A 23777-nucleotide genomic window follows, 5' to 3' on the forward strand; every position below is an offset into this window, starting at 1 on the left:
CCGGCGGCGGGTTCAGGCGACGGCCGGGCGCGGGCGGCGCACGGCGACGACCAGGACGACGGCGGCGACGCAGACCAGCCCGATGGCCGGCGTGCCGACGTCGAGGGCGGCGCGGAGGCCGGCCGAGGTCGCGACCGCGCCCAGCAGGAGCGCCGACGCGCCCTGCACCAGGTAGGCGACGACGAGCACCGACGACAGCATCCCCGCGCGGTGCGTGGCCGGGGCGTGCGCGTTGACCAGGGTCAGCCCGCCGAGGAAGTTGAAGCTGTAGCCCGCCCCGCCGAGCACCATGCCGCCGAAGAAGAGCGGCAGCGAGTGCGCGGTCGCCGCCAGGGTCAGCAGCCCGAGACCGACGACCGACGCGACCGCGCCGGAGGTGATCAACCACCGGGCGGGCACTCGGCGGGACACGATCGCCACCACGCCGATGACCACGGCGGAGACCGAGAGCAGCCCGCCGGTCACCAGCACGTTCGTCGAGCCGACCAGCTGGCGCGCGATCTGGGCGCCCATGGCCAGGACCACGGAGCCGAGGGCGTACGCGGCCGACACCGCGAGCACCGCGGTGGCGAAGGTCCCGCGCAGGCCGGGCGGGACGGTCAGCCCGCGCAGCCGCCACGGCCGCGGGTCCTCGGGCGCCACGTGGGCCGGCAGGAACCAGGCCAGCGCCAGCACACCGGCGACGACGACGGCCAGGACCCAGTAGTCGAGGTGCAGCGGGTAGGGCGCGTACTGCACGAGCGCCCCACCGACGAGCGTCGCGAGCGCCAGGCCGACCGCCGTTGCGGCCGTAGTGATCGAGCCGGCGCGGGCCACCTGCCCCGGCGCGCTGAAGTCGACCATCGCGGCCGACGCCGGGCTCAGCGAGAGGCCGACCCCGAGGCCCATGAACGCCCGCCCGACGAACACCCAGGCCACGCTCGGCGCCACGGCGAACAGCACCACGCCGACCAGGACCGCGACGAGCCCCAGCACGATCGAGGCGCGTCGGCCGATGTGGTCGGAGAGGTCGCCGAGGACGACCAGCACCACCACGAGGACGATCGGGTAGACCGCGAAGATCGCGTTCGTGGTGGTCGGGGTGAGGTGCCACTCGGCCGCGTACAGGGGATAGCTGACGCTCGGCGCGCCGCTCGTCCACAGCGCCAGGGCCGCCACGGCCGCGGCCGTCCAGAAGCTCGCGCGGCGCCCGAGGTGCCGGCGGGGGGTGGTCGTGAGGGCCATGGGCGTCCGTCCGAGAGGCCGCGGCGCTCTCGTGGAGAGAACGGGGAGGCTGGGTTGTCGAAGGCAACCTAGCACCTGGGTTGCGCTTGCCAACCCAGGGCTACGCTGGCGGGCATGGTCGTGTCAGCGTGGAAAGACCTCAACTGCTCCATCGCCCGCAGCCTGGACGTGCTGGGGGAGCGCTGGACGCTGCTCGTGGTGCGGGAGGCGTGCTTCGGCCGCACGCGGTTCTCGGAGTTCCGGGACGCGCTGGGCGTGGCGCCCGACGTGCTCTCGGACCGGCTGGCGACCCTGGTGGAGGTCGGCGTCCTCGAACGGCGTCCCTACCGCGAGGACGGTGGGCGACGTCGCGAGGAGTACGTGCTGACCCCGGCCGGCGACGACCTCCGGCTGGTGCTCGCCGCCCTGCAGGCCTGGGGGGACCAGCACCGGCCGGCCCGCGAGGACCGCGGGGCCCGGTTCGTCGAGGCGGCCACGGGGGAGCCGGTCACCACGAGCTTCGTCGCCGCCGACGGTCGCCGGCTCGAGCCGGGCGAGGTCCTGGCCGTCCGGCCGGTGCGCCGGCCTCCGAGCCCCGTGGTCGCGCCGGTCTGAGCTCCGCCGGCTCGAGGCCCGCCGGGCCGGTCGGCAGGCGGTTCAGGGGCCGTCGGTCCAGGGAGCCAGGTCCGGGAGCCAGGTCAGGGCGTCGGGTCGACGGCGGCGTCGGTCGTCGGCTCGGGGCGGGCGTACGGGCCGGTCGCCCGGAGCGAACGGGCGGCGTGGTCCAGGCCGGCGGCCAGCAGCGGCAGCGTCTCGGCGAGGGCCTCGACCGCACCGGGGCGCATCTCGTCGAAGGCGGGTGCCAGGCTCAACCGGCTGCGGCCGAGGGTCTGCGTGGCCTCCTCGGTGAGCTCGACCCGGTTGCGGCGCCGGTCGTGGGGGTCGGCCACCCGGCGCGCGACGCCACGCCGCTCGAGGCGGTCGACGACGCCGGTCACCCCGCCGCTGGTCAGCCCCATCAGCTGTCCCAGCTCGCCCTGGCTGAGGGCGCCGTGCTTGTCCAGATGGCTGACCGCGCGGCTCTCCACGACGTCGAGCCCGAAGTGCTCGGCAGCGGCCAGCCGGTAGACGTCCGCCGCGACGATGACCGCCACCAACCCCTTGATGGCCTCGGGCAGCGGAGCGGCGGGTTCTTCCATCGTCCAAATTTAACGGAACTCTCACGTCTTAGTCGCTAAGAAGTTAATGTTCTGATCAGTGCAGGGCCGTGAAGAACCACGGCGTGAAGTGATCAGCTGCGTCTCAGGTCTGTCGGAGGAATCTGGGACCAGCTGACCGCACTGCCCCTTCGCGCACCGCCGGAGCTCGGGATCCCGGTGGCGCCGGAGCTCCCCCTTGAGCGAAGAAGGACAGACCTTGGATCCCGCGGACTACCTGCCGACCGATCCGGAGCCGTGCCTGCGGCTGGACGACCAGCTCTGCTTCGCCCTCTACGCGGCGACGAACGCGGTCGTCCGGTCGTACCGGCCCCTCCTCCTCGAGCTCGGTCTGACCTATCCCCAGTACCTCGTGATGATGGCGCTGTGGGAGAAGGAGGACCTGAGCGTCGGCGACCTCGGCGCGCGGCTCGACCTGCCGGTCAGCGGCATCACCCCCGTGCTCGACCGCCTCGACCGGGCCGGTCTGCTGGACCGGCGTCGCGGGACGCCGGACCGTCGCGTCGTCCTCGTCGCCCTCACGGACGCCGGACGGGCGCTCGAGGAGCAGGCGGCCAAGGCCCAGCACCAGGTCAGGTGCCAGACCCTGCTCACCCCCGACGCCCTCGCGAACCTCCGCGACGAGCTCCAGGACCTCGTCCGGGTCATGGCGCACGACGCCGCCTAGCCGCGGTCGCCGGTCCCGGCATGCTGGGGCCATGAGCAGCGGCATCAGCATCGACCTCACCGGCCGGACGGCCCTCGTCTCCGGCTCCACCCAGGGCATCGGGGCGGCGATCGCCACCGAGCTCGCGCGGGCGGGCGCGACCGTCGTCGTGAACGGCCGTGACGAGGAGCGGACGCGCGCAGCGGCCGAGGCGGTCGGCGCGGACGCGGGCTCGGACCGCGTACGCGCCCTGGCCGCGGACCTGGCGACGGCCGAGGGAGCCGCCCGGGCGTTCGCGGCCCACCCCGACGTCGACGTGCTGGTCAACAACCTCGGCGTCTTCGGCAGCGCCGACCCGCTCGAGATCGACGACGACGAGTGGCGGCGCTACTTCGAGGTCAACGTGCTGTCCGCCGTCCGGCTGATCCGCACCTACCTGCCCGGCATGACGGGCCGCGGCTGGGGCCGGGTGGTGAGCATCGCCAGCGACTCCGCGATCGTCACGCCCGCGGAGATGATTCACTACGGCGTCACCAAGACGGCCCTGCTGGCCGTCACGCGCGGGTTCGCGAAGGCGGCGAAGGGGACCGGCGTCACCGTGAACTCCGTGATCGTGGGCCCGACGCACACGCCGGGCGTCGAGGACTTCGCCCGCGAGCTGGTCGGGGACCTGCCCTGGGACGAGGCGGAGGCGCGGTTCATGGCCGAGCACCGCCCGCAGTCGCTCATCCAGCGCCTCATCGAACCGGTCGAGGTCGGCCGCGTCGTCGCCTACCTCAGCTCCGACCTCGCCTCCGCCACCACGGGTGGGGCCGTTCGCGCCGACGGCGGCTACGTGGACTCGATCCTCCCCTGATGCCAGCCCCCCGGGCCTACCTGACCCCGGTCCCACCTCACCCCTGGGCCGACCAGTGGTCACTTCGGGCCGCGACCTCCCGTACGGGCTCGCCCCAGGTGACCAGTGGTCAGGATCGGGAGGGGCGGGGACGGGGGACAGGAACAGGGGCCGGGGGCAGGACGGGGTTCAGGAAACCTGGCGGTAGGGGCGGAAGAAGGTCTGCAGCTCGTGGGCGTACTCCTCGGGCCGCTCGAACGGGGCGAAGTGCCCGCCGCGGGCAGGGTGGGTGACGCGGACGGTGTTCGCCACCCGGTCCAGCCACTCCCGCGGCGGGTGCAGCAGGTCGGCGGGGTAGAGCGCGAAGCCGGACGGCACCTCGACCCGGCGGGCGTGCAGGGCGGGCGGGATGGCGGCGTTCGCGTGGTACATCCGGATCGACGACGTGATGCTGCCCGTGAACCAGGTCGTCGTCAGCAGGGTCAGCACCTCGTCGGCGCTGAACACCTCGTCGAAGCCGTCGGCGAGGTCGCTCCAGGCGTGGAGCTTCTCGACCACCCAGGCCGCGAGCCCGGCCGGTGAGTCGGTGAGGGCGGCGCCGGCGGTCAGCGGCTTCGTCCGGTGCATGGCGGCGTACGCGCCCTCGCTGGCGCCCCACGCCGCGGCCTGGTCGAGGAAGTCCCGCTCGGCGGGGGCGAGGTCGGCACGGTCGCCCACGAACACGGGCACGCCGGCGTCCGTCCGGTGCACGGCGACGACCCGCTCGGGCCGGTCGAGCGCGAGGTAGCGGCAGACGGCGCTGCCGAGGTCACCGCCGGCGACGGCGTACGCGCGGTGGCCGAGCACCTCCATGAGCTCGGCCCACAGGACGGCGACGGCCGGGGTGTCGAGCTCGACCTCGGGCGGCAGCGGGCTGTGGCCGTGCCCGGGCATGTCGGGCACGACGAGGTCGAACGCGTCCGCCGGGTCGCCGCCGTGAGCGCCGGGGTCGGTGAGCAGGTCGAGGACCTTGGAGAACCTCCACGACGAGTCGGGCCAGCCGTGCGCGAGCAGCAGGGGCAGGGGCGGCGGGGCGCCCGGGGCCCGGACGCCCGGGACGTGCAGGTAGCTGACCTCGAGGCCGTCGCCGGCGCCCAGCCGGACGCGGTACCGCGGCAGCGCGTTCAGCCCGGCCTCGTGGGCCGGCCAGTCGAAGCCGTCGGCCCAGTGGTCGACGAGCTCGCGCAGGTAGGCCGGGTCCGCCCCGAGGGACCACCCGACGCCGGTCGGGGCCGGGGGCCACCGGGTCGCGCGCAACCGCCGGCGCAGGTCCTCCCACGCCTCGTCCGACGTGCTCGGCCGGTGCGGTTCCGGAAGCCGGCCGACCCCGGTGTCCGGGGTGCTCAACGCTCGTCCGACGGCAGGTCGCGGTGCTCATGACCGGACAGTACGGCGGCCGCGTCCGGGCGGCCATCCCTGGCTGCGACCGGGGCCACCTGAAGTCTCGATCGCGGCTTCAGCCCTGTCCCGCCGGGCCGGTTGCGGGCGTCCATAGGCCTGCTTACTGTCGGCGCACCGACCACACCGTCGGCTCAGCTCGGGGCTGACGAGAGGACACGCGCGTGCCTGCACGGGACACGTTCGTCAAGACCGCACGGCTCGGCCTGCTGGCCGCGCTCAGCCTGGGGCTGCCCCTGGTCGCCGGACCCGCGTGGGCCGGCGGGACCGGGCGTTCGGCGCAGGACTCGCCGCGGCCCGTGGCCGGCGTCGAGCAGTCGCCCGTGGTCGGGGTGCCCGTCCTGACCGCGGAGCAGCGACGGACGGCCGCGGCGAAGGACGCCGGCGTGGCCGCCGCGTTCGGCCACCAGGGCACCTCCCGCCGGCTGGCGGCGAGCGACGACGGGGACGTGGACGACCCGGTCGACCTGCCGAGCCACCGCTCGATCAAGTCGATCAAGCAGAAGGCCCAGTCCCGGACCTACTGGTGCGGGCCGGCGACGCTCGAGACGCTCGTCCAGGCGTCGGACGTCGACATCTCCCAGACAACGGCCGCGAAGCGCCTCAAGACGACGCGCAACGGCACGAACTGGTACAGCGGCAGCGGGAACTACCCGATGGAGAAGGCCCTCGAGCGCTACACCAAGGGCTTCGACTACACGGCCGCGAACCTGCCGTACACGCCGAGCAAGGCGGACAAGAAGGCCTTCAAGCAGCGCCTCGTCACCGACGTCGCGGTGCACGGGCAGGGCATCGCCGGCAACGCGGTCGAGGTCACGAACGGGCCGCACCTGAACGGGCACCCGAACCGCACGATCTACCACTGGGTGGCGGTCCGCGGCTACGACGACGACGGCGAGACCACCCGCTACGCCGACCCCGTCGCCGGCTCGAGCATCTCGTGGGCCGGTCCGGTTGACCGCTACAACGAGATCGACTCCGACAAGATCGTCACGATCTTCGGCGCGCGTGGCTACATCTGGTAGGTCGCGGACCGTCGTCGGCCTGCTGACGAGCCTGGTGCTGGCCGCGCCGGTGCTGGCCGGCTGCTCGGCGGCGGGTGCGGCGCCGGTCTCGCCCTCGGGTGGAGGTTCAGGGACGTCGGCACCCTCGACCGGTTCAGCGCCCGCGTCCTCGCCCTCCTCGACGGAGCCGCCGGCCGCCCCGTCCGCCTCGCCGAGCGCCTCCGGCGCGCCCGTCTCGACCGCGGAACCCTGCCGTGTCGACCTGCCGGCGGCGTGGCGTACGGGGCTCGCCCGTGGCGTCCTCCGTCCGGTCGACGACGAGGTGCTGACCGTCGCGCTCGGGACCGCGGACGGGACGTTCGTCGTGTCCGACGTTCCCGGCGTCCACCGGCGCCTCGAGCGACGTCAGGGCCGGACGACCGAGGTGGTGCAGGACCTCGGGCTGGACCACCCGGAGTGGCAGGTGCTCGGCGCGACCTGGGACGGCCGCCACCTCGCCTACCGCGTCGACCGGTCGTTCTCGAACTTCGAGGACTTCGGGCTCTACGTGTGGGACAGCGGGAGCGGCAAGGCGCCCGTCGAGGTCGCCCACGGCGAGGAGGACGACGACGGCGAGCTGATGCAGACCCCGTTCGTCGACCCCGTGCTCGCCGACGGCTGGCTCTACTGGACCCAGACGCGCGACGCCGACCCCGGGCACACCGTGCTGTCCGGCTACCGCCTGGCCGACGGCCGGACGGAACGCCTGAGCCGCGGCTACGGACGAGCACCGGTCCGGTTCGGCGGGACGCTCGTCTGGGCCGACAGCGACGGGCCGGGGGAGACGTCGAGCCTGCGGATGCTGGACCTCCGCACGCACGAGCGCGTCCCCGTGCCCGCAGCGCTCGCCGACGCGCGCGGGCCCTCCTACCTGGCCGCGGACGAGGGCACGCTGGTCTGGGTCGGCGGCCGGAAGGGCCGGGAGGTCGACGTCTGGCGGGCGGGCTGGCCCCGTCCGCGGCTGCTGGTCGGCACCCTGGCCTCGCCGCAGCTGCCGCGCGTCGCCGGTGACGTGGTGGTCCTGGCCGCGGACGACGCGATGTACGCCGCCGACCTGCGCAGCTGGTCCTCCGCCCGGCTGACGCCGGCGTACGGCGGGGTGTGGGCGGACGGTGGACCGGTCGTCACCGTCGGCTACGCACCGGAGTCGAAGGCCGGTGCTTCGGTGCAGACCGTGCTCGACACCGCGGCGGCGGGACCGCTGGGGCGCAGCGGCTGCTGACGCCGCCCTCCGGGTCGGCGTCCGTCGAGGCTCAGACGGTGGCGCCGAGGGCCTGCGGGCGGCGGCGACGCAGCACGTGGGGGAGCCCGCGCCCCACCATGGCGAAGGTACCGCCGATCCGCTGCGGCCAGGTCGGGTCGACGACGGGCGCGGGCGGCGCGAGGTCCCCCACGTCGATGACGTGCGTGCGGACGGGACCGATCCCCTCGAGGTCCATCGCGACCTCCTGGGTGACCGGCGCGTCGGCCGCCGTCGGCCCGTCGCCCAGCAGCTCGTCGGACACCAGCAGGTACTCCGGCACCCGCACGGGGTTCTTCAGCAGGCGGTGCACGTAGATCACGTCCACCCCGACGAGCTTCTCCCGGCGCCGGATCGTCTGGGTCGCGACCTCGCCGACGTGCGCGACGAACTTCAGCGTCAGCCCGCTCGTCTGCGTGCAGCTGCCGCACGGGCACATGTTCAGCTCGACGTACCGGCGCTCGGCGTGGAACGCCCGGTGCATGGCCACCACCGCGTCCGACACCACCGCCATCGCCGCGGGCCCGTCGAGCCCGCTCGCGTCGCGGGAGAGGAAGGCCGCGTCGCCCTCGACCTCGATGAGCTTGAAGCCGGGCGCCGCGCCGATGATCTTGTCGAGCATCCGGCTGGTGGCCGCCTCGGCGTGACCGAGCACGCTGCGGTGGAACTGCATGTACTCGGTGTATCCGCCGATGTCGGCGATCAGCAGGAGTGCTCGCCGGGTCGGCATCTGACGGACGGTAGCAGCGCGCGGCCCGCTGGGCTAGAGCAGCGGCCGGGTGCGTACGCGGAACTGCGGTACGGCGTGCCCGCGGCGGGGCTCCGGCGGTTAGCGTGTGCGCGACATGTCTGCCGCCCCAGCCCTTCCCGACGACCTGGCGGCGCTCCTCGGCACCGCCGGGTCCCCCGACCGCCCGCCCCTCGATCGCCCGCTGCGTGTGCTGGGCCTCTTCGCGCACCCCGACGACGAGGTGTTCTGCGTCGGCGGCACCATCGCCCGGGCCGCTGCGGCGGGTGCGGAGACCGCGGTGGTGTCGTTGACCCGGGGCGAGGCCGGGCAGATCCGCGACTCGGCGACGGCCACGCGCCGCACGCTCGGCGTGACGCGGGTCGCCGAGCTCGAGGCCGCGACGGCCGCGCTGGGCGTGGGGCACGTGGAGTGCTACGACCTGGGCGACGGGAACCTGGCCCGGATGCCGTACGACGACGTCGTCGCGCTGGTCCGGGAGGTGCTGGACCGGCTGCGTCCCGACGTGGTGGTGACCTTCGGCGACGACGGCGGCTTCGGCCACCCCGACCACATGACGTCGTCGCACGCGGTGCTCTCCGCCCGGGCCGGGATGGCGGACCCGCCGCGGGTCCTGCACGCCCGGTTCCCCGCCCAGGACCGGCTGCTGCTGGACCTGCTGGTGGACTGGCTGACGTCGGGGGAGCAGCGGTTCGCGGGCACGGCCGGGTTCGGCAACGCCCTGCGGCTGTTCGCCGACGGTTCGTCGGTGCTGGGCTTCGCCGCGGACCACCTGCAGGTGCAGTGGTTCCCGGCGGGCTCGTACGTGATCGAGCAGGGCGAGCCGGCGAACGAGCTGTTCTGCGTCCTCTCCGGCTCGGTCGACATCGTCGTGGAGGACGCGCACGGCACGCTGACCACCAAGGACACGGCCGGGCCGGGGTCGTTCGTCGGGCAGGACGGGCTGGCCAGCGGCCGCCCCCGCAACGCGCACGTGGTCGCGCGCGACGACGTGACCTGCTTCGTCCTGGCCCCCCGCGGCCGGGACCTCTCCGCCGGACGGGGCACGACGGCCGCGGCCCCCGCCGACGGGCTCCCCGACGGCCCCGTGGCCGAGCCGCCCGGACCGGTGGCCCCGGCCCCGGCCTCCGACACCACCGCGGACGTGAGCGTCGACGTCGGCGCCGCCCTCGACGCGAAGATCGCCGCGCTCGTCGCGCACCGCTCGCAGTACGCCCTCGACGCCGACCTGCTGCCCCGCCAGGTGCTCGGCCCGCTGCTGGGCACCGAGCACTTCACCGTGGTCGGCCAGAGCTAGCCGTGCGTGCCGTCGGCGTCCTGCGCGAACGTCTGCGCAGCACCCGCACGGCCCTGCACGACCGCGACCTGGCGCGGCTCCTCGTCGTCTGGGGCGTGTGGATGACAGCGGACTGGGCGATGCTCATCACCGTCTCCCTGCTGGCCCTCGACGCCGCCGGTCCGGGCGCCGTCGGGCTCGTCGGCGCGGTCCGGGTGCTGCCCGCAGCCGTGCTGAGCGCCCCGGCGTCGGTCCTCACGGACCGCTGGTCGCGCAGCCGGCTGCTCGGCGTCGTGCACGCCGGGTGGGCCGTGCTCGCGGCCCTGCTCGTCTGGTGCGCGGTCGCCGACGCCGGCCTGCCCGTGCTGCTCGCGGTGGTCGCCGTCGGGTCGGCCCTGTCCGCCGTCGTCCGCCCGACGCTGCAGGCGATGGTCCCGACGCTCGTCACCTCGCCGGCCGACCTGATCGCCGCGAACGCCGCCTTCGCCACCATCGAGGCCCTCGGCACGGTGGTCGGGCCCGGCCTCTGCGCGGTCCTGCTCGGCGTCGTCGGGCCGCCCGGCGTGCTCGCGGTGCTGGCGGTGCTGCTCGCCGGCGCCGCGGTGGTCGCCGTGTCGATCCGGACGCCGTTCCTCCCCGCGCGGCAGGCGCGCGGCTCGACCCGCCAGGCCTGGCTGGCGCCGTTCCTGGGGTTCCGGGTGCTGGCCCGGCCCGGGTTGCGGCTGGCGATCGCCCTGTTCCTCGGCCAGACCACGATGCGCGGACTGCTCACCGTCTTCGTGGTGCTCGTGGCCACCTCGGTCGTCGGGGGTTCGGAGTCCCTGGCCGGCAGCCTCTTCATCGCCATGGGGGTCGGCGGGCTGGTCGGCGCCGTCGTCGGGATGGGGCTCGGCCCGCGGCGGGGGAGCCGCTGGATCGCCCTGGGCATCGCCCTGTGGGGCATCCCCGTCGTCGTCATCGGGCTGTGGCCCGGTGTGGGCGTCGCCGCCGTCGCGCTCGCGGTGCTGGGGTTCGGGAACGCGCTGCTCGACGTCTCCGGCTACACCCTGGTGAACCGTCTGGTGCCCGACCACCTCGCCGGGCGCGCCTGGGGCGCGTTCAACGCCCTCGGCGCCGCGGTGGTGGCCCTCGGCTCGCTGGCCGCGCCGCCCCTCGTCGCCGGGCTCGGCCTGCCCGCGGCCATGGTCCTGACGGGCGCCGTCCTCGCGCTGGCGCCGGTCGTCACCTGGCGCTGGCTCGGTCGCCTCGACGGGATGGCCGGCGGCCGCACGGAGGACGTCGAGCTGCTGCGCCGGGTGCCCCTCTTCGCCGCCCTGTCCCTCGTCGGGCTCGAGCGGCTCGCCCAGAGCGCTCGGGCGCGCGCGGTGCCCCCCGGGGAGGTCGTCGTCCGCCAGGGCGAGCCGGCCGCCGACTTCTACGTCGTCGCGACGGGGGCCGTCGCCGTCAGCCGCGACGGGCACGATGTCCGCCGGCTCGGGCCGGGCGACGCGTTCGGCGAGATCGCCCTGCTCGAGCCGGGCCCCCGTACGGCGTCCGTCACGTCCGTCGAGGACACCCGGCTCCTCGTGCTCGACCGGGACGGGTTCGTGGGCGCCGTCACCGGCCACCGGCCCACCGACGACCTCGCCCGCGAGCGCCTCGCCTCCCTGCACTCCGCCGACGCCGAGCGCGAGGGTGGGACCGCCCCGGACGAGCGTCCCGACCCCTGACGTCCTCCCGCCCCGTCTAGGCCTGGCGCCCCTCGCGCAGCCAGCGGTCGTACGTGGTGGGTGCCGTCCACACGTCGGACCCGGCCGCGGGGGTGAGGGACGTGTCGTCGAGCTCGGCCCCGAAGTAGCCGGCGTGCCGGTCGGTGCGCACCTCACGGGGGTCGCCGGTGGTGGCGAACAGCCGGCGGACGAGGGCGTCGATGCCCAGCGGCTCCGGTCCCGCGACCTGCACCACGCCGTTCAGCGGCGGTCCGGTGACGACCTCGGCGAGGTGCGTGACCACGTCGCGCGAGGCGATCGGCTGGAGGTGCGCGGACGTGGCGTGCACGACGCCGTCGACCGTGCCGGCGTCGGCGATCCCGCCGACGAACTCGAAGAACTGGGTCGAACGGACGATCGAGTACGGCACGGGGCCGGCCTCGACGGTCCGTTCCTGCGCGACCTTGGCCCGCAGGTAGCCCGAGCCCGGCAGCCGGTCGGCGCCGACGATCGACAGGATCACGTGGTGCCGCACGCCCGCCTCCCGCTCGGCCTCGAGCAGGTGCCGGGTGGATCCGGTGAAGAAGGCGAGGACGTCGTCGTCGGCCCAGGACGGCGCGTTCGTCAGGTCCACGGCCACGTCGGCGCCCTCCAGGACCTCGCGCAGGCCGCGACCGGTCGTGGTGTCGATGCCGTCGTCGCGGCCGAGGGCGCGGGCGTCGTGCCCGGACGCCACGAGGTGGGCGGCCAGCTGGCTCCCGACGAGGCCGTTCCCGAAGACGATGATCTTCATCTGTGCTCCTCCTGATCAGTGGGTGTGTCACTGATCAAGACCGGGCAGCGCGTGCCGTTGTGACGGCGCGGCGCGCCTACGCGGTGTCCGTCCGACTGGAGCGCGCTGCCGACCGCAGGAACCCGTCGATCTTGGTCGGGCTGACCTGCCACTGCAGCTGCCGGATCTTGCCGTCGACGACCTGCACGTTGAGCAGCGCCAGGGGTGCCCCGTCGACCTTGATCAGCAGCGCCGTGCGACCGTTCGCCTCGACCCAGGTGTTCTGGGTGCCGGGCCAGAACCGCGGCCGGAACGCGGACACGAAGCGAGCCACCCGCGTCCGGCCGACGACGGGGACCCGGGCCACCCCGCGGGCGCCGTTCCCGTCGGACCAGCTGACGACGTCCTCGGCCAGGAGGCGTTCGAGGGCCACCACGTCGCCGGTCTGGGCGGCCCGGACAAAGGCCTCGAGGAGGCGGCGGTGGGTCGCCGGGGCGACGGGCTCGCGCCGCTCGCCGGCCAGGTGCTTGCGGGCCCGGCTGACCAGCTGGCGGACGTTCGCGGGGCTGAGGCCCAGGATCTCGGCGATCTCGGGGTAGGGGTAGTCGAAGGACTCGCGCAGGACGTACGCCGCGCGCTCGGTCGGCGTCAGCCGCTCCAGCAGCAGGAGCAGCGCCAGCTCGACCTCCTGACCCTGGACGGCGCCGACGGCCGGGTCCGCGCTGGTGTCGACGGGTTCGGGCAGCCAGGGCCCCACGTAGGTCTCGCGCCGGGCGCGGGCCGACTGGGCGACGTTCAGGGCGAGCCGGGTCGCCGTCGTGGCCAGGAAGGCCGGCGGGTGCCGCACCTCCGCCCGGTCGGTGCCCTGCCAGCGCAGCCAGGTCTCCTGGACCACGTCCTCGGCCTCGGTCCAGCTGCCGAGCACGCGGTAGGCGATGCCGAAGAGCCGCGGGCGGACGTCCGCGAAGACGGCGGCCGCGTCCTCGAGGCCGTCGTCGACCGCCAGGTCGGGCACGGTGCTGATGCTAGAGCTCCTTCGATCCGGCGGGCACGGGTGCGTGCAGCTCGGAGTAGCCGCCGCTCGGGGAGCGCACGACGAGGCCCGACTCCGCGCCGTGCGCCCGGCGCTCCCGCTCCGCGGTCCGCAGGGTGGTGCAGGCCGTCCGGGTGACGGCGTACGCGAGGACGGGGCCGACCAGCACGACCACGCGCAGCGCGCGGATCACGCCCTCGAGGGAGACGTGCAGCTCGGTGGCGAGCACGTCCGCGCTGCCGGCGAGCCACAGCGCGCCGTAGAGCGTCACGCCCGCCGCCCCCACGGCCGTCCGCGCCGGGACGTCACGGGGCCGGTCGGCCACCGGGTGGTCCGCCCGGTCGCCCGTGAGCCGCTCCTCGACGAACGGCCACAGGGCCAGCAGGCCGACGAACAGGCCGACGGCGACGAGCGGCACGAGGACGGCGAGGGTCAGGGTCCGGCCCGCGAGGTCGACCTCCCAGCCCGGCGGGACCAGGCGCAGCGCGCCGTCGAGGAAGGCCGTGTACCAGTCGGGCTGGCTCCCCGCGTACGCCTCGCCCGGTGAGGAGGGCCCGTAGCGCCAGACGGGGGCGATCGTCAGGGTGCCGGCCATCAGCGTCACGACCCCGGCCGTCACGAAGGCCAGGCCGAGCGTCGTCGGCCCGGGACCCGACCAGGGACGCGGGCGGCGGAGTGCGGCGAGCACGACGACGAGCAACGGGGCGACCAGGTGGACGACGTACAGGTTCTCGACGATGCGACCCGGGAACTCGCCGCCCGACAGCGTCTGCGCCAGCCACGTCCCGACGAGGGGGATCGCGAGCGCCGTGCCCTGGACGATCCGCAGGCCCGTGCCGGAGAGGCTGTCGTCGGGCAGCGCGTAGCCGCTCCAGCCGGACGCGAGGACGAGCAGCAGGACCGCCACCAGCAGCACCCACCGCCGCCGCTCCGGCCGTCGGAACGTCCCGCGGAAGAAGGTCGTCGCGAGCTGCAGCAGCAGGGCCGCGGGCAGCAGCAGCGCCGCCCAGTGGTGGGCCTGCCGGACGAGCAGGCCGCCGGGCACGTCGAGCGACAGGTGCACGGTGGACGCGTACGCCCGCGAAGTCGTCACCCCGCGCAGACCGGCGTAGCCGTCCCGGCGGACGACGGGCTCCACCGACGGCTCGTAGACGAGCATCAGCAGCAGGCCGGTGAGCAGCAGCACGCCGAAGCAGGCCGCTGCGACGGTTCCCCAGACCGCCGCCCAGCCCGTCGGGCGGGAGCCCGACCGCAGCCGCCGGACGAGGCGGGCCCTACGACTCGGCGCGGTCACCGGGCTGCCCCGCCGCGAGGAAGGCGGCCCGCGGGTGCTGCACGGACTGCAGGGAGACGATGTCGCGGCCGAAGAGCAGCGCGGGCAGCCAGACCGCGAGGACCCGGACCTTGCGCTCCCAGGTCGGCACCGCGAGCACGTGGTAGCCGCGGTGCAGGACCCAGGCCGGGAAGCCCTTGATCGTCACCGGGCCGGACTGGAAGATGCCGCGACCCAGGCCCAGCGTGGCCACCACCCCCAGGTTGTGGTGGACGTACGGCTTCGGTGGCCGCCCCCGCAGGACCGCCACGAGGTTGCGGGCGAGCAGCCGCCCCTGCCGTACGGCGTGCTGCGCGTTCGGCACGGTCAGGGCCCCCGGCGTCGACGACGCCAGGTCGGGCACGGCCGCGTCGTCGCCGGCCGCCCACGCGTCCTCGACGGGTGCGTCGTCGGTGCCCACCCGCAGGTCCGCGCGCACCACGACGAGACCGCGCCCGTTCACCGGCAGGTCGGTGTGGCGCGCCACGACGGGAGCGGCGTTGCCGGCCGTCGAGACGATGAGGTCGGTGTCGATGGTCGTGCCGTCGGACAGCACGACGTGCCCGTCCTCGGCCGAGGTCATGAAGGTCTCGAGGTGCACGTGCGCCCCGCGGCGCCGCAGGTGGTCGACCACCCAGGCGCCGGCGTCGGGGGACACCTCGGGCAGGATCCGGCCGCTGCCCTCGACGAGGTGGAAGCCGAGGTCGTCCAGGCTCAGGGTCGGGTAGGCCTCGAGCAGCGCGGTCGCCAGCGACAGCAGCTCGCCGAACCCCTCGACGCCGGTGAAGCCGCCGCCCACGACCACGACCGTCAGCAGCCGCTGCCGCTCGGGACCCGGCGGGAGCACCGAGGCGAGGTCGAAGGACACGAGCAGCCGGTCGCGGACCGCGACGGCCTCCTCGACGTGCTTGAGCCCGATCGCGTGGTCCCCGACGCCGGGGACCGGGAGCCGCCGGGTCACCGCGCCTGCCGTGACCACGACGACGTCGTAGCCGATGGTCGTGGTGCCACCGTCGCCCCCGAGCTCCACCGTCGCGCGGCGGGCCGCGTGGTCGAGTGCGGTGACGGTTCCGGGGACCACGGTCGTGCGGTTCAGGTGGCGCCGCAGCGACACGGCCGCGTGCCGCGCCTCGACGCCGCCCGCGGCCACCTCGGGCAGGAAGGGCTGGTAGGTCATGTAGGGCCGTGGGTCGACCACGACCACCTCGGCCTCGCCCGGCTTGAGCCGCCTCTCGAGGTGCCACGCCGTGTAGAAGCCGGCGTAGCCGCCGCCCACGATCAGGATCTTGCGCATCGGAACCCTCCGCCGTAGCCGTCACCCCTCCAGACCACGCAGCGGCCCGGTCTGTGACACCTCAGGTCCCGGCGACGGGGCGAGGGCAGGCCTGGACGGTGGAGGTGTGGCGGGGAGCGGGGCCCGGACGTGTCCCGTCTCTCCCTCCCGGGACGGCATGATCTGTGCTGGGAGGAGCCCCCGCTGGGTACCAGCCAGGCGGGGGAGCAGGACGGAGCGAGAGGCAGGCATGACCGCAGCACCGCCACCGAGCGGCGAGCAGCCGACCGACGAGGACGGCGTACGCGCCGGTCTGACGGCGAGCTACCTGATGGCGGTGGCGCAGGAGGTCGGAGGGGCGCCCCTCGTCCCCGCGGCCCTGACCCGGGCGGCCGTCCGGGTGTTGCCCGTCGACGGTGCGGGGCTGTCCACGATGGTGAGCGTCCTGCGCCAGCCCCTCGCGGCCAGCGACGAGGACTCCCGCAAGGCCGAGGAGCTGCAGACGTCGCTCGGCGAGGGACCGTGCCTGGACGCCGCGGAGGAGCAGGCGGCGATCGTCGCGGACCACGACGAGCTGGTGGCGCGCTGGCCCCTCTACGCCGAGGAGCTGGTCCGCAAGACGTCCTACCGCGCGGTCGCCGCGGTGCCGCTGCGCGCGGCCGGGCGGGGGATCTTCGCCGCCCTGGACCTCTACAGCGCCGACCCGCGGCTCACCGACCGGCTGGACGCGCGCGACGTCGCCGAGGTGGCCGAGACCGCCGGCGCCCTGCTGACCACCTGCGTCGCCCAGATCCAGGACGTCGACAGCCCGGGAGCCGGGCCCGAGTGGTACCGCCTCGCGTCCGGCCCGCGCCACGACGTCTGGGTCGCCATCGGGATGGTGATGGGCAGCCGCGCGGAGCGGACCCGTGACGCCCTCAGCGTGCTGCGCGCCCACGCCTACAGCAAGGGCCGCAGCCTCGACGACCTCGCGGCCGACGTCGTCCACGGCCGGCTGCCGCTGAGCGAGCTGACGGACTGAGCGCACCGGGCGGCGGGCCGCCGCACCGGTCGCCGCCGCGTCGGCGACACTGACCCGTGCCGTTCTGGTCCGTCGTCCTGGTCGCGACCACCGCGGCGCACGCCGCCTTCCAGCTGACGGTGAGCGCCGTCGTCTACCCGGCCCTGGTCCGGGTGGGCCCGGACCGCTTCGCCGCCGCCCACGACGAGCACTCGCGCCGCATCGTCCGGCTCGTCGCCCTCGTCTACGGTGCCGCTCTGACCGGCGCAGTCGGGGCGGTCGTCACCGCGCCGACCTCGCCCGCGGCCTGGCTGGCGGCGCTCGCGACCGGGGCGGCGATGCTGGTCACCGCCGTCCGCGCGGCCCCGCTGCACGGGCGCCTCGGACGTTCCGGCCCCGAGGCCGACCTGCTCCTCGCCCTCGTCCGCGCCGACCGGCTGCGCACCGTCGCCGCCCTGGCCGCCGCCGTCGCGGCCCTGGTGCACGCGCTCGCCGCCTGAGCGCGTCGCTCAGGTCCACCCGACGAGGGGCGTTCCCGCACGGTCCAGCGGCTCAGAGTCCGCCGACCAGGTTCAGGAAGTGCTCGGTGAAGGCCGGGGCGTCGACGCTCGCGGCGACCCGGCAGTTGGCCGGCGGCGCGGTGTCGCTGCGCAGCAGGTCGGTGATCATGACGCCTCGGGCCTCGCCGTCCCCGGTGACGACCGAGACGTGCGCGTCCACGAACGTGACCAGCTCGGGATGCGTGACCACGGCGACGGCCAGCGGGTCGTGCATCGCGCAGGAGTCGCCCCGGCCCTCGGGCTCGTGGGGGTTGAGGTGCGCGATCCAGGCGAGGGCCGACTCGCCGGCGAACGGCGCGAAGGGCGTGCGGGCGTCCCGCATCCGCTCGGCGTCCGCGGTGGTGAGCCGGACCTGGAGCGTCACGTCGAGCCCGACCCAGCGCAGCGGAGCGCCCGATCGGAGCACGGCCGCCGCGGCCTCGGGGTCGACCCAGACGTTGAACTCGCCGGGCATGGTCCGGTCGGGCATCGTGCCGAAGAAGATGCCGCCCATGATCACGATCTCGGCGACGTTCTCGGCGAGGCGCGGCTCGAGCAGCAGGGCGGCCGCCACGTTGGTGAGCGGGCCGATCGCGACGATGGTGATCTCGCCCGGGTGGGCCATCACGTGGCGCGCGATCTCGACGGCCGCGTAGCCGTCGGTCGCCGGTCGGGCGCCCGCGCGCAGCGCGAGGACCTCGGCCGCGGGGTTCCGCCTCACCTCGGGATGCGTGAACGCGGCGGCTGCGCCCTTGACGATCGGCACGTCGCCGAGGTCGAGGCGGCGGGCCAGCTCGCCGGTGAGGATCGTCGCGCTCTCGACGTCGGTGTTGCCGTTGACCGTGGTGATCAGCTCGAGCCGGAGGTCCGGGTCGGCGTGGGCCAGCGCCAGTGCGAAGCCGTCGTCGATGTCCGACCCCGGCGCGCCCATCGCCAGGTCGGTGTCCAGGATGATGCGCTTCACGTCGAGAGACCCCCTGGTGCACCTCGTCCGACGGACGTCGGCACGACCTGCCCGATCGTCCCGCACGTCGGCGCGCCGGGCTCTCCCGGGCGGCACGTACGACGAAACGCTGACTCCCGACCACCCGTCGGGCGACGGGGCCGGGAGTCAGCGTCTCGTGGGTGGAGCGTGCGCGGGGCTGCGGACGGCAGCCCCGGCGCGTCAGTGCGCGGCGACCGGGACGGCCTCGATCTGGTCGGCCGGGCGGGCGGCCGCGGCGGCCAGCCGGTGCGACCGGCGCCGGACGACGAGCCCGCCGGTGAGCGCGACGGCGAAGAGGACGGCGCTCGAGATGGTGAAGGCCACGTGGTAGCCGTGCAGGACGGCGTACGCCTGCACGTCCGGCAGCGTCGGGTTGTCGGACGCGAAGCCGCGGACCGAGCCGGCGTAGATCGTGCTCAGCAGCGCGGTGCCGATGGAGCCGCCGATCTGCTGCATCGTGTTGACCGTGGCCGAGGCCACGCCGGCGTCCTCGCGCTGGACGCCGGACGTGCCCGTGGAGATGGCCGACGAGAAGATCAGGCCCATCCCGAGCCCGATGACGACGAGGCCGGGCAGCACCACGCCCACGTACGAGCTGTCGAGCTCCGTGCGCGTGAGCAGCAGCAGCCCGATGGAGGCGAGCATGCCGCCGACGAAGATCAGGATCTTCGGGCCGACGCGGGGGAGCAGGGGCCCGCCGATCACGTTCGAGCTGAAGATGATCGAGAGCGGCATGGCGACGAAGGCGAGCCCCGTCTTGAGCGCGCTGTAGCCGAGGCTGGCCTCGAGGTAGTAGGTCAGGAACAGGAAGATCCCGAACATGCCGATCGCCGAGAGGCCGAGGGCGAGCATCGCGCCGCCGCGGTCCCGGTCGAGCACGATGCGCAGCGGCAGCAGGGGGTGCGCGACGCGCTGCTCGATCAGCACGAAGGCGACGATCAGCACGGCGCCGACCGCGAGGCTCGCGACGGTGACGGGCGCGCCCCAGCCGTTGACCTCGGCGTTCGAGAAGCCGTAGACCACGCCGACCAGGCCGAGCGTGATGGTGAGGATGCCCGGGATGTCGAAGGTCGGCTTCCCGCCAGGCTGCGAGCGGGGGAGCAGCAGGGCCGCGCCGATGATCGCCACGACGGCGAAGAAGACGTTCACGTAGAGGCACCAGCGCCAGGACGTGTACTCGGTCAGCACGCCGCCGAGCAGCAGGCCCACCGCGGCGCCGGAACCGGCGACCGCACCGAACACGCCGAACGCGCGACCGCGCTCCTTCGGGTCGGTGAAGGTCGTGGTCAGCAGCGAGAGGGCGGCCGGCGCGAGCAGCGCACCGAAGGCGCCCTGCAGGGCGCGGGCCCCGACGAGCGTGGCGAAGGTCGGGGCCAGACCGCCGAGGACCGACGCCACGGCGAAGCCGGCCAGGCCGACGATGAAGATCTTCTTGCGGCCGAAGAGGTCGCCGATGCGGCCGCCCAGCAGCAGGAGCCCGCCGAAGGCGAGCGAGTACGCCGTGATGATCCACTGGCGGCTGTCGTCGGTGAACCCGAGGTCGCGCTGCGCGCTGGGCAGCGCGATGTTCACGATGGTCGCGTCCAGCACGACCATCAGCTGGGCGATGGCGATGACGCCGAGGGCGAGCCAGCGGTGGTTGCCGCGCTGCCCCTTCGGGGAGGAGGCGCGCGCAGGCGCCAGGGTCTGAACCATGGTTGTGCTCTCCAGCAGTAGACGAGGAGCGCACTACCGCGGGCGCCGAGAGCCGCAACCGGTTGCTGGAGGCGCCTATTCCCGGCGGTCCCGTCGTGCGCCGCCGTGCGGGTGGCGTGCGGGACCGGACGGGGGGAGGCGGCCGCGGCGTGCACCGCGACCGGCTCCCCCTCGACCTGGCCGTCAGGAGACGGGCTGTCCGGACCGGGTCCCGTCGGCCCAGGTGTTGCCCGACACCGCGACGGGCGAGTCGACCGACGTGAGGGGCCCGAAGGCGCCGCCGCGGGGGAAGACCGAGGTCGTGAACCGGTTGTTCGTGACGGAAATGTTGCTGATCTTGGACAGTGTGTCCCGGCCGGCCTCGTAGCCGCCGTAGACCGTGAACGCCCCGCCGCCGAGCAGGTTGCCGCTGATCTGCACGTTGCGCATGTCCGACGCCGAGCCGGTGCTGAGGATGATCGCGCTGGTCGCGCCGTCCGCCATGACGATGCGGTTGTGGAGGACCTTGAGGCTCGTCGTGCCGAGGGACTGGATCCCGTCGTTGTGGCTGTCGTTGCCGATCGTCAGGTCGTGGATCCACGAGTCCTGCACGACGACGTTCGACTGGGCCTTGATGCCGTCCACCGTGCCGTGCAGGTCGCAGCGCAGGCAGGTGAACCCGCCACCATTGATCGCGCTGTCCCCGCCGGTGTTGCCCTGACCGTCGATCTCGACGTCGGTCAGCTGGATGCCGGTGTTCCCGTTGTCCGCGAGGACGTTGAAGTAGCAGCCGCCCGAAGTGATCAGGCTGTTGCGGATGGTCACGTTGTTGGCCTTGATCACCAGGCAGCTGGTGATCTTCTTGCCGTCGATCACGGTGCCCGCCGAGGTGATCGTCGCAGGACCGCTGTAGGCCGTCAGCGTCGTCCCGCTCGGGACGCCGGTGGATCTCGCAGCCGGGAAGCCGGTCGGGGCGCTCGGTGACGGGCTGCTGCTGGGCGACGAGCTGGCGCTGGGCGACGGGCTGGCGGTCGGCGTCGCCGTCGGCTTGGGCGTGGCCGTCGTGGAGGCGCTCGGTGAGGCCGTCGGGGTGCTCGCGGGCTTCAGTGCGGCGACCGCCGCGTCCAGGCGGTCGAAGCGGCAGGCGTCGTACGCCATCAGCTCACCCGTGTCGTAGGGAACGGTGAGCGACTGCCGGCAGGCGCTGTCGTTCTGGCCTGCGGCGTTCGCGGCCACGTTGGCTCCGACGAGCGCCGCGAGGACGAGGAGGATGAGGACGGACAAGGTTCGGCGCATGTGGGTGCTCCCGGACTGACGTGAGCCTGCGGCTTCACGTGGATGGATGGATCCCCGAGCCCGGGACGTACATCGCGGGGGGTCGTCGGGCGTTGCGGATCCGCCGGCGCGAGTTCTGCCGGCACGCTCCCGGCCGCGGGGTTGTCATCCGCACGAGGGACACGAACGGCCTGCGGGAAACCCATAGGACGCTTAAGGTTCAGCGACCGCCTACCGAAGAGGTTCTCAGGAATGTTCCGTCGTGCCCTGTCCGGGCTCTCCCTCGTCGTCCTTGCCGGCGCCGCCGCGCTCGTCCCCGTCAGCGCGTCCGCGACGACCGCGACGCTGCACGTGGACGACTCCCTCGTCCACTTCGACAGCCGGGACACGGGGTCGATCACCGTCACCTACACCTGCGGCGACGCCACCGCGCCCACGAACGACACGCTGTACGTGACGGTCTTCCAGCCGCTCTTCGACGACTACAAGGCCGCGGCGGACAACCCGGAGCTGGGGACCCCGGTCGTCTGCGACGGCGTGGCCCACCCGGGGACTTCGGTCCCGCTCGAGGTCACCGAGGGCACCTTCGCCAACGGCCCGGCCGAGGCCGCGATGTTCGTGGGCGACCCGGACACGAGCCAGGACGACGCCGTCTTCCAGGACGTGACCGCCGTCGGGATCCCCGCGCCGGTGATCACGCTCAGCACGAACGCCTCGCCCGAGCCGGCTCGCAAGGGCAAGAAGATCACCGTCAAGGGCACGGTCGAGCGAGACGACAAGGGCGTCAAGGTCAAGGCGACGCTCTACTTCGCCAAGGACGGCGGCGACTTCACCAAGGTCAAGACCGTCAAGAGCAGCTCCAAGGGCAAGCTCTCGACGACCGTCAAGGCGAGCCGGTCCGGCACCTTCGCGTACGGCTACGGCGACGTCGTCTCCGACGGCGACCACGTGGACGTCATCCCGGCCGTCAAGAAGTACAAGAACTGCGCCGCGCTGAACAAGGTCTACGAGCACGGCGTCGGCACGAGCGCTGCGGTCGACAAGGGCGGGTCGGTCACAGACTTCACGATCGACAGCGCGACCTACAAGAAGAACAAGAAGAGCGACCGCGACAAGGACGGCATCGCCTGCGAGCAGTAGCCGCAGCGCCCTGAGATCCGGCACCCCGATCGCGGCGAAGGCGGGCGTCACGCCTGGCCGTGACCCCGCACCGCGGTCGACGTGCCGGATCTCCGGGGCCGTCCCCGAGGTCCGCGCCTCCGGCGGTCGTGCGGAACGACCGGTCGGGTCCACCACACTGACCCGATGACCACGGTGCCCCTGACCTCGTCGCCGAGACGTGTCCGTGCCTGACGCCGCGGCGCAGCCGCTCGTCCGACCGCCGCGGCTGCACCTGGGCCGGGAGGGTTCGGCGAGCCGGCTGGAGCTGTTCTTCGACCTCGCGTACGTGCTCGTCGTGCTCGAGCTGGCGCACAGCCTCTACACCGACCTGTCCTGGCACGGGCTTCTGGTGATGGTCGGGCTGTTCACGGCCATCTGGTTCTCGTGGATGGGGTTCACCCTCTACGCCAACCGTTTCGACACCGACGACCTGGTCTTCCGCATCGCCAAGCTGGGCGCGACGGCGGCCATCGCCGGCTGCGCGGCCAGCGCCTCGGACGCGGTCGGGAAGTACGCCGTCCCCTTCGCCGCCAGCTTCCTGCTCGGCCGGCTGATCCTGCTCGGCCTCTACGGCCGGGCGTGGCGCCATGTCGCGGACGCGCGTCCGACGATCAACGTCTACCTCGTCTGCATCGGCGTCAGCACGGTCCTGTGGGCGGTGTCCCTGGGCGTCCCCGCACCTGGGCGCTACTGGCTCTGGGCGGTCGCCGTGCTGATCGACGCCGTCGGGCCCGTCCTCGCCACCCTGCGGAACGACCGGCTGCCGCTGCACATCGAGCACCTGCCGGAACGCTTCGGCCTGCTGGTCATCCTCGTGCTCGGCGAGGCCGTCGGCGGTGCCGCCCGCGGGACCCACGACGCGTCCTGGGCCGGTCCGTCGGTCGCCGTCGGCGTCCTCGGCCTGCTGCTGGCCGCGAGCCTGTGGTGGGCGTACTTCGACGTGGCCGCCAAGACGACCGCGAACCGGCTGGAGGAGACCGCGGAGGAGGACGGCGAGCAGGACGGCGACGACGACCCGGAGACCGACGACGAACCGCCGGACGCGGACCAGCGCCACGACCTCTTCGTCTTCGGCCACTTCCCGCTCGCGCTCGGCGTCGTCCTCGCGGGCGTCGGGCTCGAGGGTCTCGCCGTGCACCCGGAGACCCCGGGACCGTCGTCGTCGGCGTGGGTCCTGGCCGGCGGGCTCGCGCTCTTCTACGCCGGGAACGCCATGATCGTCGCCGGGACGGCCCGCTCCTGGCGCCCGGTCTGGCCGTGGCCGCTGGTCCTCGTCCCGGTGGTGCTCGCCCTGGGGGCGGTGCCGGTGCCGACGGCCCTGCTGCACACGGCGGCGTTCACGGTCGTCACGGTCGCCGCCGCCATCCAGGGGACGGTCGCCGGACGTCGGCCCGAGGCCTCGCTCGACGCCGGCTGACGG

22 protein-coding genes are annotated in these 23777 nt (G+C 74.1%); 11 read left to right on the forward strand and 11 right to left on the reverse strand.

Annotated features, from left to right (window positions below; all coding sequences use genetic code 11):
- Window positions 1-12 precede the first annotated feature (12 nt).
- Entirely contained in the window at window positions 13-1224 is a 1212-nt protein-coding gene (locus ABD665_RS01560; RefSeq protein ID WP_204912552.1) for an MFS transporter, read from the reverse strand.
- A gap of 114 nt (window positions 1225-1338) precedes the next feature.
- Between ABD665_RS01560 and ABD665_RS01565 the strand changes: the two genes are divergently transcribed.
- Entirely contained in the window at window positions 1339-1818 is a 480-nt protein-coding gene (locus ABD665_RS01565) for a winged helix-turn-helix transcriptional regulator (RefSeq protein WP_204912551.1), read from the forward strand.
- Between the two features lie 83 nt (window positions 1819-1901).
- On the opposite strand, the gene ABD665_RS01570 is transcribed toward ABD665_RS01565, so the two are convergent.
- A complete protein-coding gene (locus tag ABD665_RS01570; RefSeq protein ID WP_204912550.1) occupies window positions 1902-2402 on the reverse strand; it encodes a MarR family transcriptional regulator in 501 nt (166 codons plus the stop codon).
- Window positions 2403-2619: 217 nt separating this feature from the next.
- Here ABD665_RS01570 and ABD665_RS01575 point away from each other — a divergent pair, with 217 nt between their 5' ends.
- Window positions 2620-3087, forward strand: a complete 468-nt coding sequence (locus ABD665_RS01575; RefSeq protein WP_344740821.1) for a MarR family winged helix-turn-helix transcriptional regulator — start codon at window positions 2620-2622, stop codon at window positions 3085-3087.
- A gap of 31 nt (window positions 3088-3118) precedes the next feature.
- Window positions 3119-3922, forward strand: coding sequence for an SDR family NAD(P)-dependent oxidoreductase (locus ABD665_RS01580; RefSeq protein ID WP_344740822.1), 804 nt, complete (start codon window positions 3119-3121; stop codon window positions 3920-3922).
- 168 nt (window positions 3923-4090) lie between these two features.
- Here ABD665_RS01580 and ABD665_RS01585 read toward each other — a convergent pair whose 3' ends face one another.
- A complete protein-coding gene (locus tag ABD665_RS01585; protein WP_204912549.1) occupies window positions 4091-5287 on the reverse strand; it encodes an alpha/beta fold hydrolase in 1197 nt (398 codons plus the stop codon).
- 215 nt (window positions 5288-5502) lie between these two features.
- On the opposite strand from ABD665_RS01585, the gene ABD665_RS01590 reads away from it, so the two are divergent.
- Together ABD665_RS01590 and ABD665_RS01595 are read left to right on the forward strand one after the other, a co-directional pair.
- Window positions 5503-6363, forward strand: coding sequence for a C39 family peptidase (locus tag ABD665_RS01590; RefSeq protein ID WP_204912548.1), 861 nt, complete (start codon window positions 5503-5505; stop codon window positions 6361-6363).
- A complete protein-coding gene (locus ABD665_RS01595; RefSeq protein WP_204912547.1) occupies window positions 6347-7603 on the forward strand; it encodes a hypothetical protein in 1257 nt (418 codons plus the stop codon). Before ABD665_RS01590 ends, ABD665_RS01595 begins: the two co-directional genes overlap by 17 nt.
- A 31-nt stretch (window positions 7604-7634) precedes the next feature.
- Here ABD665_RS01595 and ABD665_RS01600 read toward each other — a convergent pair whose 3' ends face one another.
- The gene (locus ABD665_RS01600; RefSeq protein WP_204912546.1) at window positions 7635-8351 is read right to left on the reverse strand and encodes a DUF2652 domain-containing protein; all 717 of its coding nucleotides are present in this window, start codon (window positions 8349-8351) and stop codon (window positions 7635-7637) included.
- 115 nt (window positions 8352-8466) lie between these two features.
- On the opposite strand from ABD665_RS01600, the gene ABD665_RS01605 reads away from it, so the two are divergent.
- Window positions 8467-9666 carry a PIG-L family deacetylase gene (locus ABD665_RS01605; RefSeq protein ID WP_204912545.1) on the forward strand — a complete coding sequence of 400 codons (1200 nt, stop codon included), beginning with the start codon at window positions 8467-8469 and terminating at the stop codon, window positions 9664-9666.
- A gap of 2 nt (window positions 9667-9668) precedes the next feature.
- A complete protein-coding gene (locus ABD665_RS01610) occupies window positions 9669-11354 on the forward strand; it encodes an MFS transporter (protein ID WP_204912544.1) in 1686 nt (561 codons plus the stop codon).
- A gap of 16 nt (window positions 11355-11370) precedes the next feature.
- On the opposite strand, the gene ABD665_RS01615 is transcribed toward ABD665_RS01610, so the two are convergent.
- From ABD665_RS01615 to ABD665_RS01630, 4 genes are all read right to left on the reverse strand, one after another.
- Complete coding sequence (locus ABD665_RS01615) at window positions 11371-12126, reverse strand: NAD(P)H-binding protein (RefSeq protein ID WP_204912543.1); 756 nt, start codon at window positions 12124-12126, stop codon at window positions 11371-11373.
- 76 nt (window positions 12127-12202) lie between these two features.
- Window positions 12203-13120 carry an RNA polymerase sigma-70 factor gene (locus ABD665_RS01620; RefSeq protein WP_344740823.1) on the reverse strand — a complete coding sequence of 306 codons (918 nt, stop codon included), beginning with the start codon at window positions 13118-13120 and terminating at the stop codon, window positions 12203-12205.
- Window positions 13121-13130: 10 nt separating this feature from the next.
- A complete protein-coding gene (locus ABD665_RS01625) occupies window positions 13131-14432 on the reverse strand; it encodes a cytochrome b N-terminal domain-containing protein (RefSeq protein WP_204912542.1) in 1302 nt (433 codons plus the stop codon).
- Window positions 14413-15744, reverse strand: a complete 1332-nt coding sequence (locus ABD665_RS01630) for an FAD-dependent oxidoreductase (RefSeq protein WP_204912541.1) — start codon at window positions 15742-15744, stop codon at window positions 14413-14415. The genes ABD665_RS01625 and ABD665_RS01630 overlap by 20 nt, the downstream gene beginning before the upstream one ends.
- Before the next feature lie 229 nt (window positions 15745-15973).
- Here ABD665_RS01630 and ABD665_RS01635 point away from each other — a divergent pair, with 229 nt between their 5' ends.
- Together ABD665_RS01635 and ABD665_RS01640 are read left to right on the forward strand one after the other, a co-directional pair.
- On the forward strand, window positions 15974-16744 hold the full coding sequence (locus ABD665_RS01635) for a GAF domain-containing protein (protein ID WP_204912540.1): 771 nt from the start codon (window positions 15974-15976) through the stop codon (window positions 16742-16744).
- A 56-nt stretch (window positions 16745-16800) separates the two neighbouring features.
- Window positions 16801-17223, forward strand: coding sequence for a hypothetical protein (locus tag ABD665_RS01640; RefSeq protein ID WP_204912539.1), 423 nt, complete (start codon window positions 16801-16803; stop codon window positions 17221-17223).
- A gap of 52 nt (window positions 17224-17275) precedes the next feature.
- Here the strand turns inward: ABD665_RS01640 and ABD665_RS01645 are convergent, their stop codons facing one another.
- The 3 genes from ABD665_RS01645 to ABD665_RS01655 all read right to left on the reverse strand — a co-directional run bounded on the left by ABD665_RS01645 (window position 17276) and on the right by ABD665_RS01655 (window position 21217).
- A complete protein-coding gene (locus ABD665_RS01645; protein WP_204912538.1) occupies window positions 17276-18226 on the reverse strand; it encodes a nucleoside hydrolase in 951 nt (316 codons plus the stop codon).
- Between the two features lie 201 nt (window positions 18227-18427).
- Window positions 18428-19942: a DHA2 family efflux MFS transporter permease subunit gene (locus ABD665_RS01650; RefSeq protein ID WP_204912537.1), complete on the reverse strand. Its 1515-nt coding sequence runs from the start codon at window positions 19940-19942 to the stop codon at window positions 18428-18430.
- Window positions 19943-20125: 183 nt separating this feature from the next.
- The gene (locus ABD665_RS01655) at window positions 20126-21217 is read right to left on the reverse strand and encodes a right-handed parallel beta-helix repeat-containing protein (RefSeq protein WP_204912536.1); all 1092 of its coding nucleotides are present in this window, start codon (window positions 21215-21217) and stop codon (window positions 20126-20128) included.
- A 231-nt stretch (window positions 21218-21448) separates the two neighbouring features.
- Here ABD665_RS01655 and ABD665_RS01660 point away from each other — a divergent pair, with 231 nt between their 5' ends.
- Both ABD665_RS01660 and ABD665_RS01665 read left to right on the forward strand, forming a co-directional pair.
- Window positions 21449-22336: an excalibur calcium-binding domain-containing protein gene (locus ABD665_RS01660; protein WP_204912535.1), complete on the forward strand. Its 888-nt coding sequence runs from the start codon at window positions 21449-21451 to the stop codon at window positions 22334-22336.
- Between the two features lie 205 nt (window positions 22337-22541).
- Window positions 22542-23774 carry a low temperature requirement protein A gene (locus ABD665_RS01665; RefSeq protein WP_204912534.1) on the forward strand — a complete coding sequence of 411 codons (1233 nt, stop codon included), beginning with the start codon at window positions 22542-22544 and terminating at the stop codon, window positions 23772-23774.
- Window positions 23775-23777 lie beyond the last annotated feature (3 nt).

The sequence above is a fragment of the Microlunatus spumicola genome, from assembly GCF_039536445.1.
Taxonomy (GTDB): domain Bacteria; phylum Actinomycetota; class Actinomycetes; order Propionibacteriales; family Propionibacteriaceae; genus Microlunatus; species Microlunatus spumicola.

Coding starts and splice junctions, on each gene's coding strand:
- ABD665_RS01560 (WP_204912552.1), bottom strand. CDS start 1,224: ATGGCCCTCACGACCACCCCCCGCCGGCACCTCGGGCGCCGCGCGAGC.
- ABD665_RS01565 (WP_204912551.1), top strand. CDS start 1,339: ATGGTCGTGTCAGCGTGGAAAGACCTCAACTGCTCCATCGCCCGCAGC.
- ABD665_RS01570 (WP_204912550.1), bottom strand. CDS start 2,402: ATGGAAGAACCCGCCGCTCCGCTGCCCGAGGCCATCAAGGGGTTGGTG.
- ABD665_RS01580 (WP_344740822.1), top strand. CDS start 3,119: ATGAGCAGCGGCATCAGCATCGACCTCACCGGCCGGACGGCCCTCGTC.
- ABD665_RS01600 (WP_204912546.1), bottom strand. CDS start 8,351: ATGCCGACCCGGCGAGCACTCCTGCTGATCGCCGACATCGGCGGATAC.
- ABD665_RS01605 (WP_204912545.1), top strand. CDS start 8,467: ATGTCTGCCGCCCCAGCCCTTCCCGACGACCTGGCGGCGCTCCTCGGC.
- ABD665_RS01615 (WP_204912543.1), bottom strand. CDS start 12,126: ATGAAGATCATCGTCTTCGGGAACGGCCTCGTCGGGAGCCAGCTGGCC.
- ABD665_RS01630 (WP_204912541.1), bottom strand. CDS start 15,744: ATGCGCAAGATCCTGATCGTGGGCGGCGGCTACGCCGGCTTCTACACG.
- ABD665_RS01635 (WP_204912540.1), top strand. CDS start 15,974: ATGACCGCAGCACCGCCACCGAGCGGCGAGCAGCCGACCGACGAGGAC.
- ABD665_RS01650 (WP_204912537.1), bottom strand. CDS start 19,942: ATGGTTCAGACCCTGGCGCCTGCGCGCGCCTCCTCCCCGAAGGGGCAG.
- ABD665_RS01655 (WP_204912536.1), bottom strand. CDS start 21,217: ATGCGCCGAACCTTGTCCGTCCTCATCCTCCTCGTCCTCGCGGCGCTC.
- ABD665_RS01660 (WP_204912535.1), top strand. CDS start 21,449: ATGTTCCGTCGTGCCCTGTCCGGGCTCTCCCTCGTCGTCCTTGCCGGC.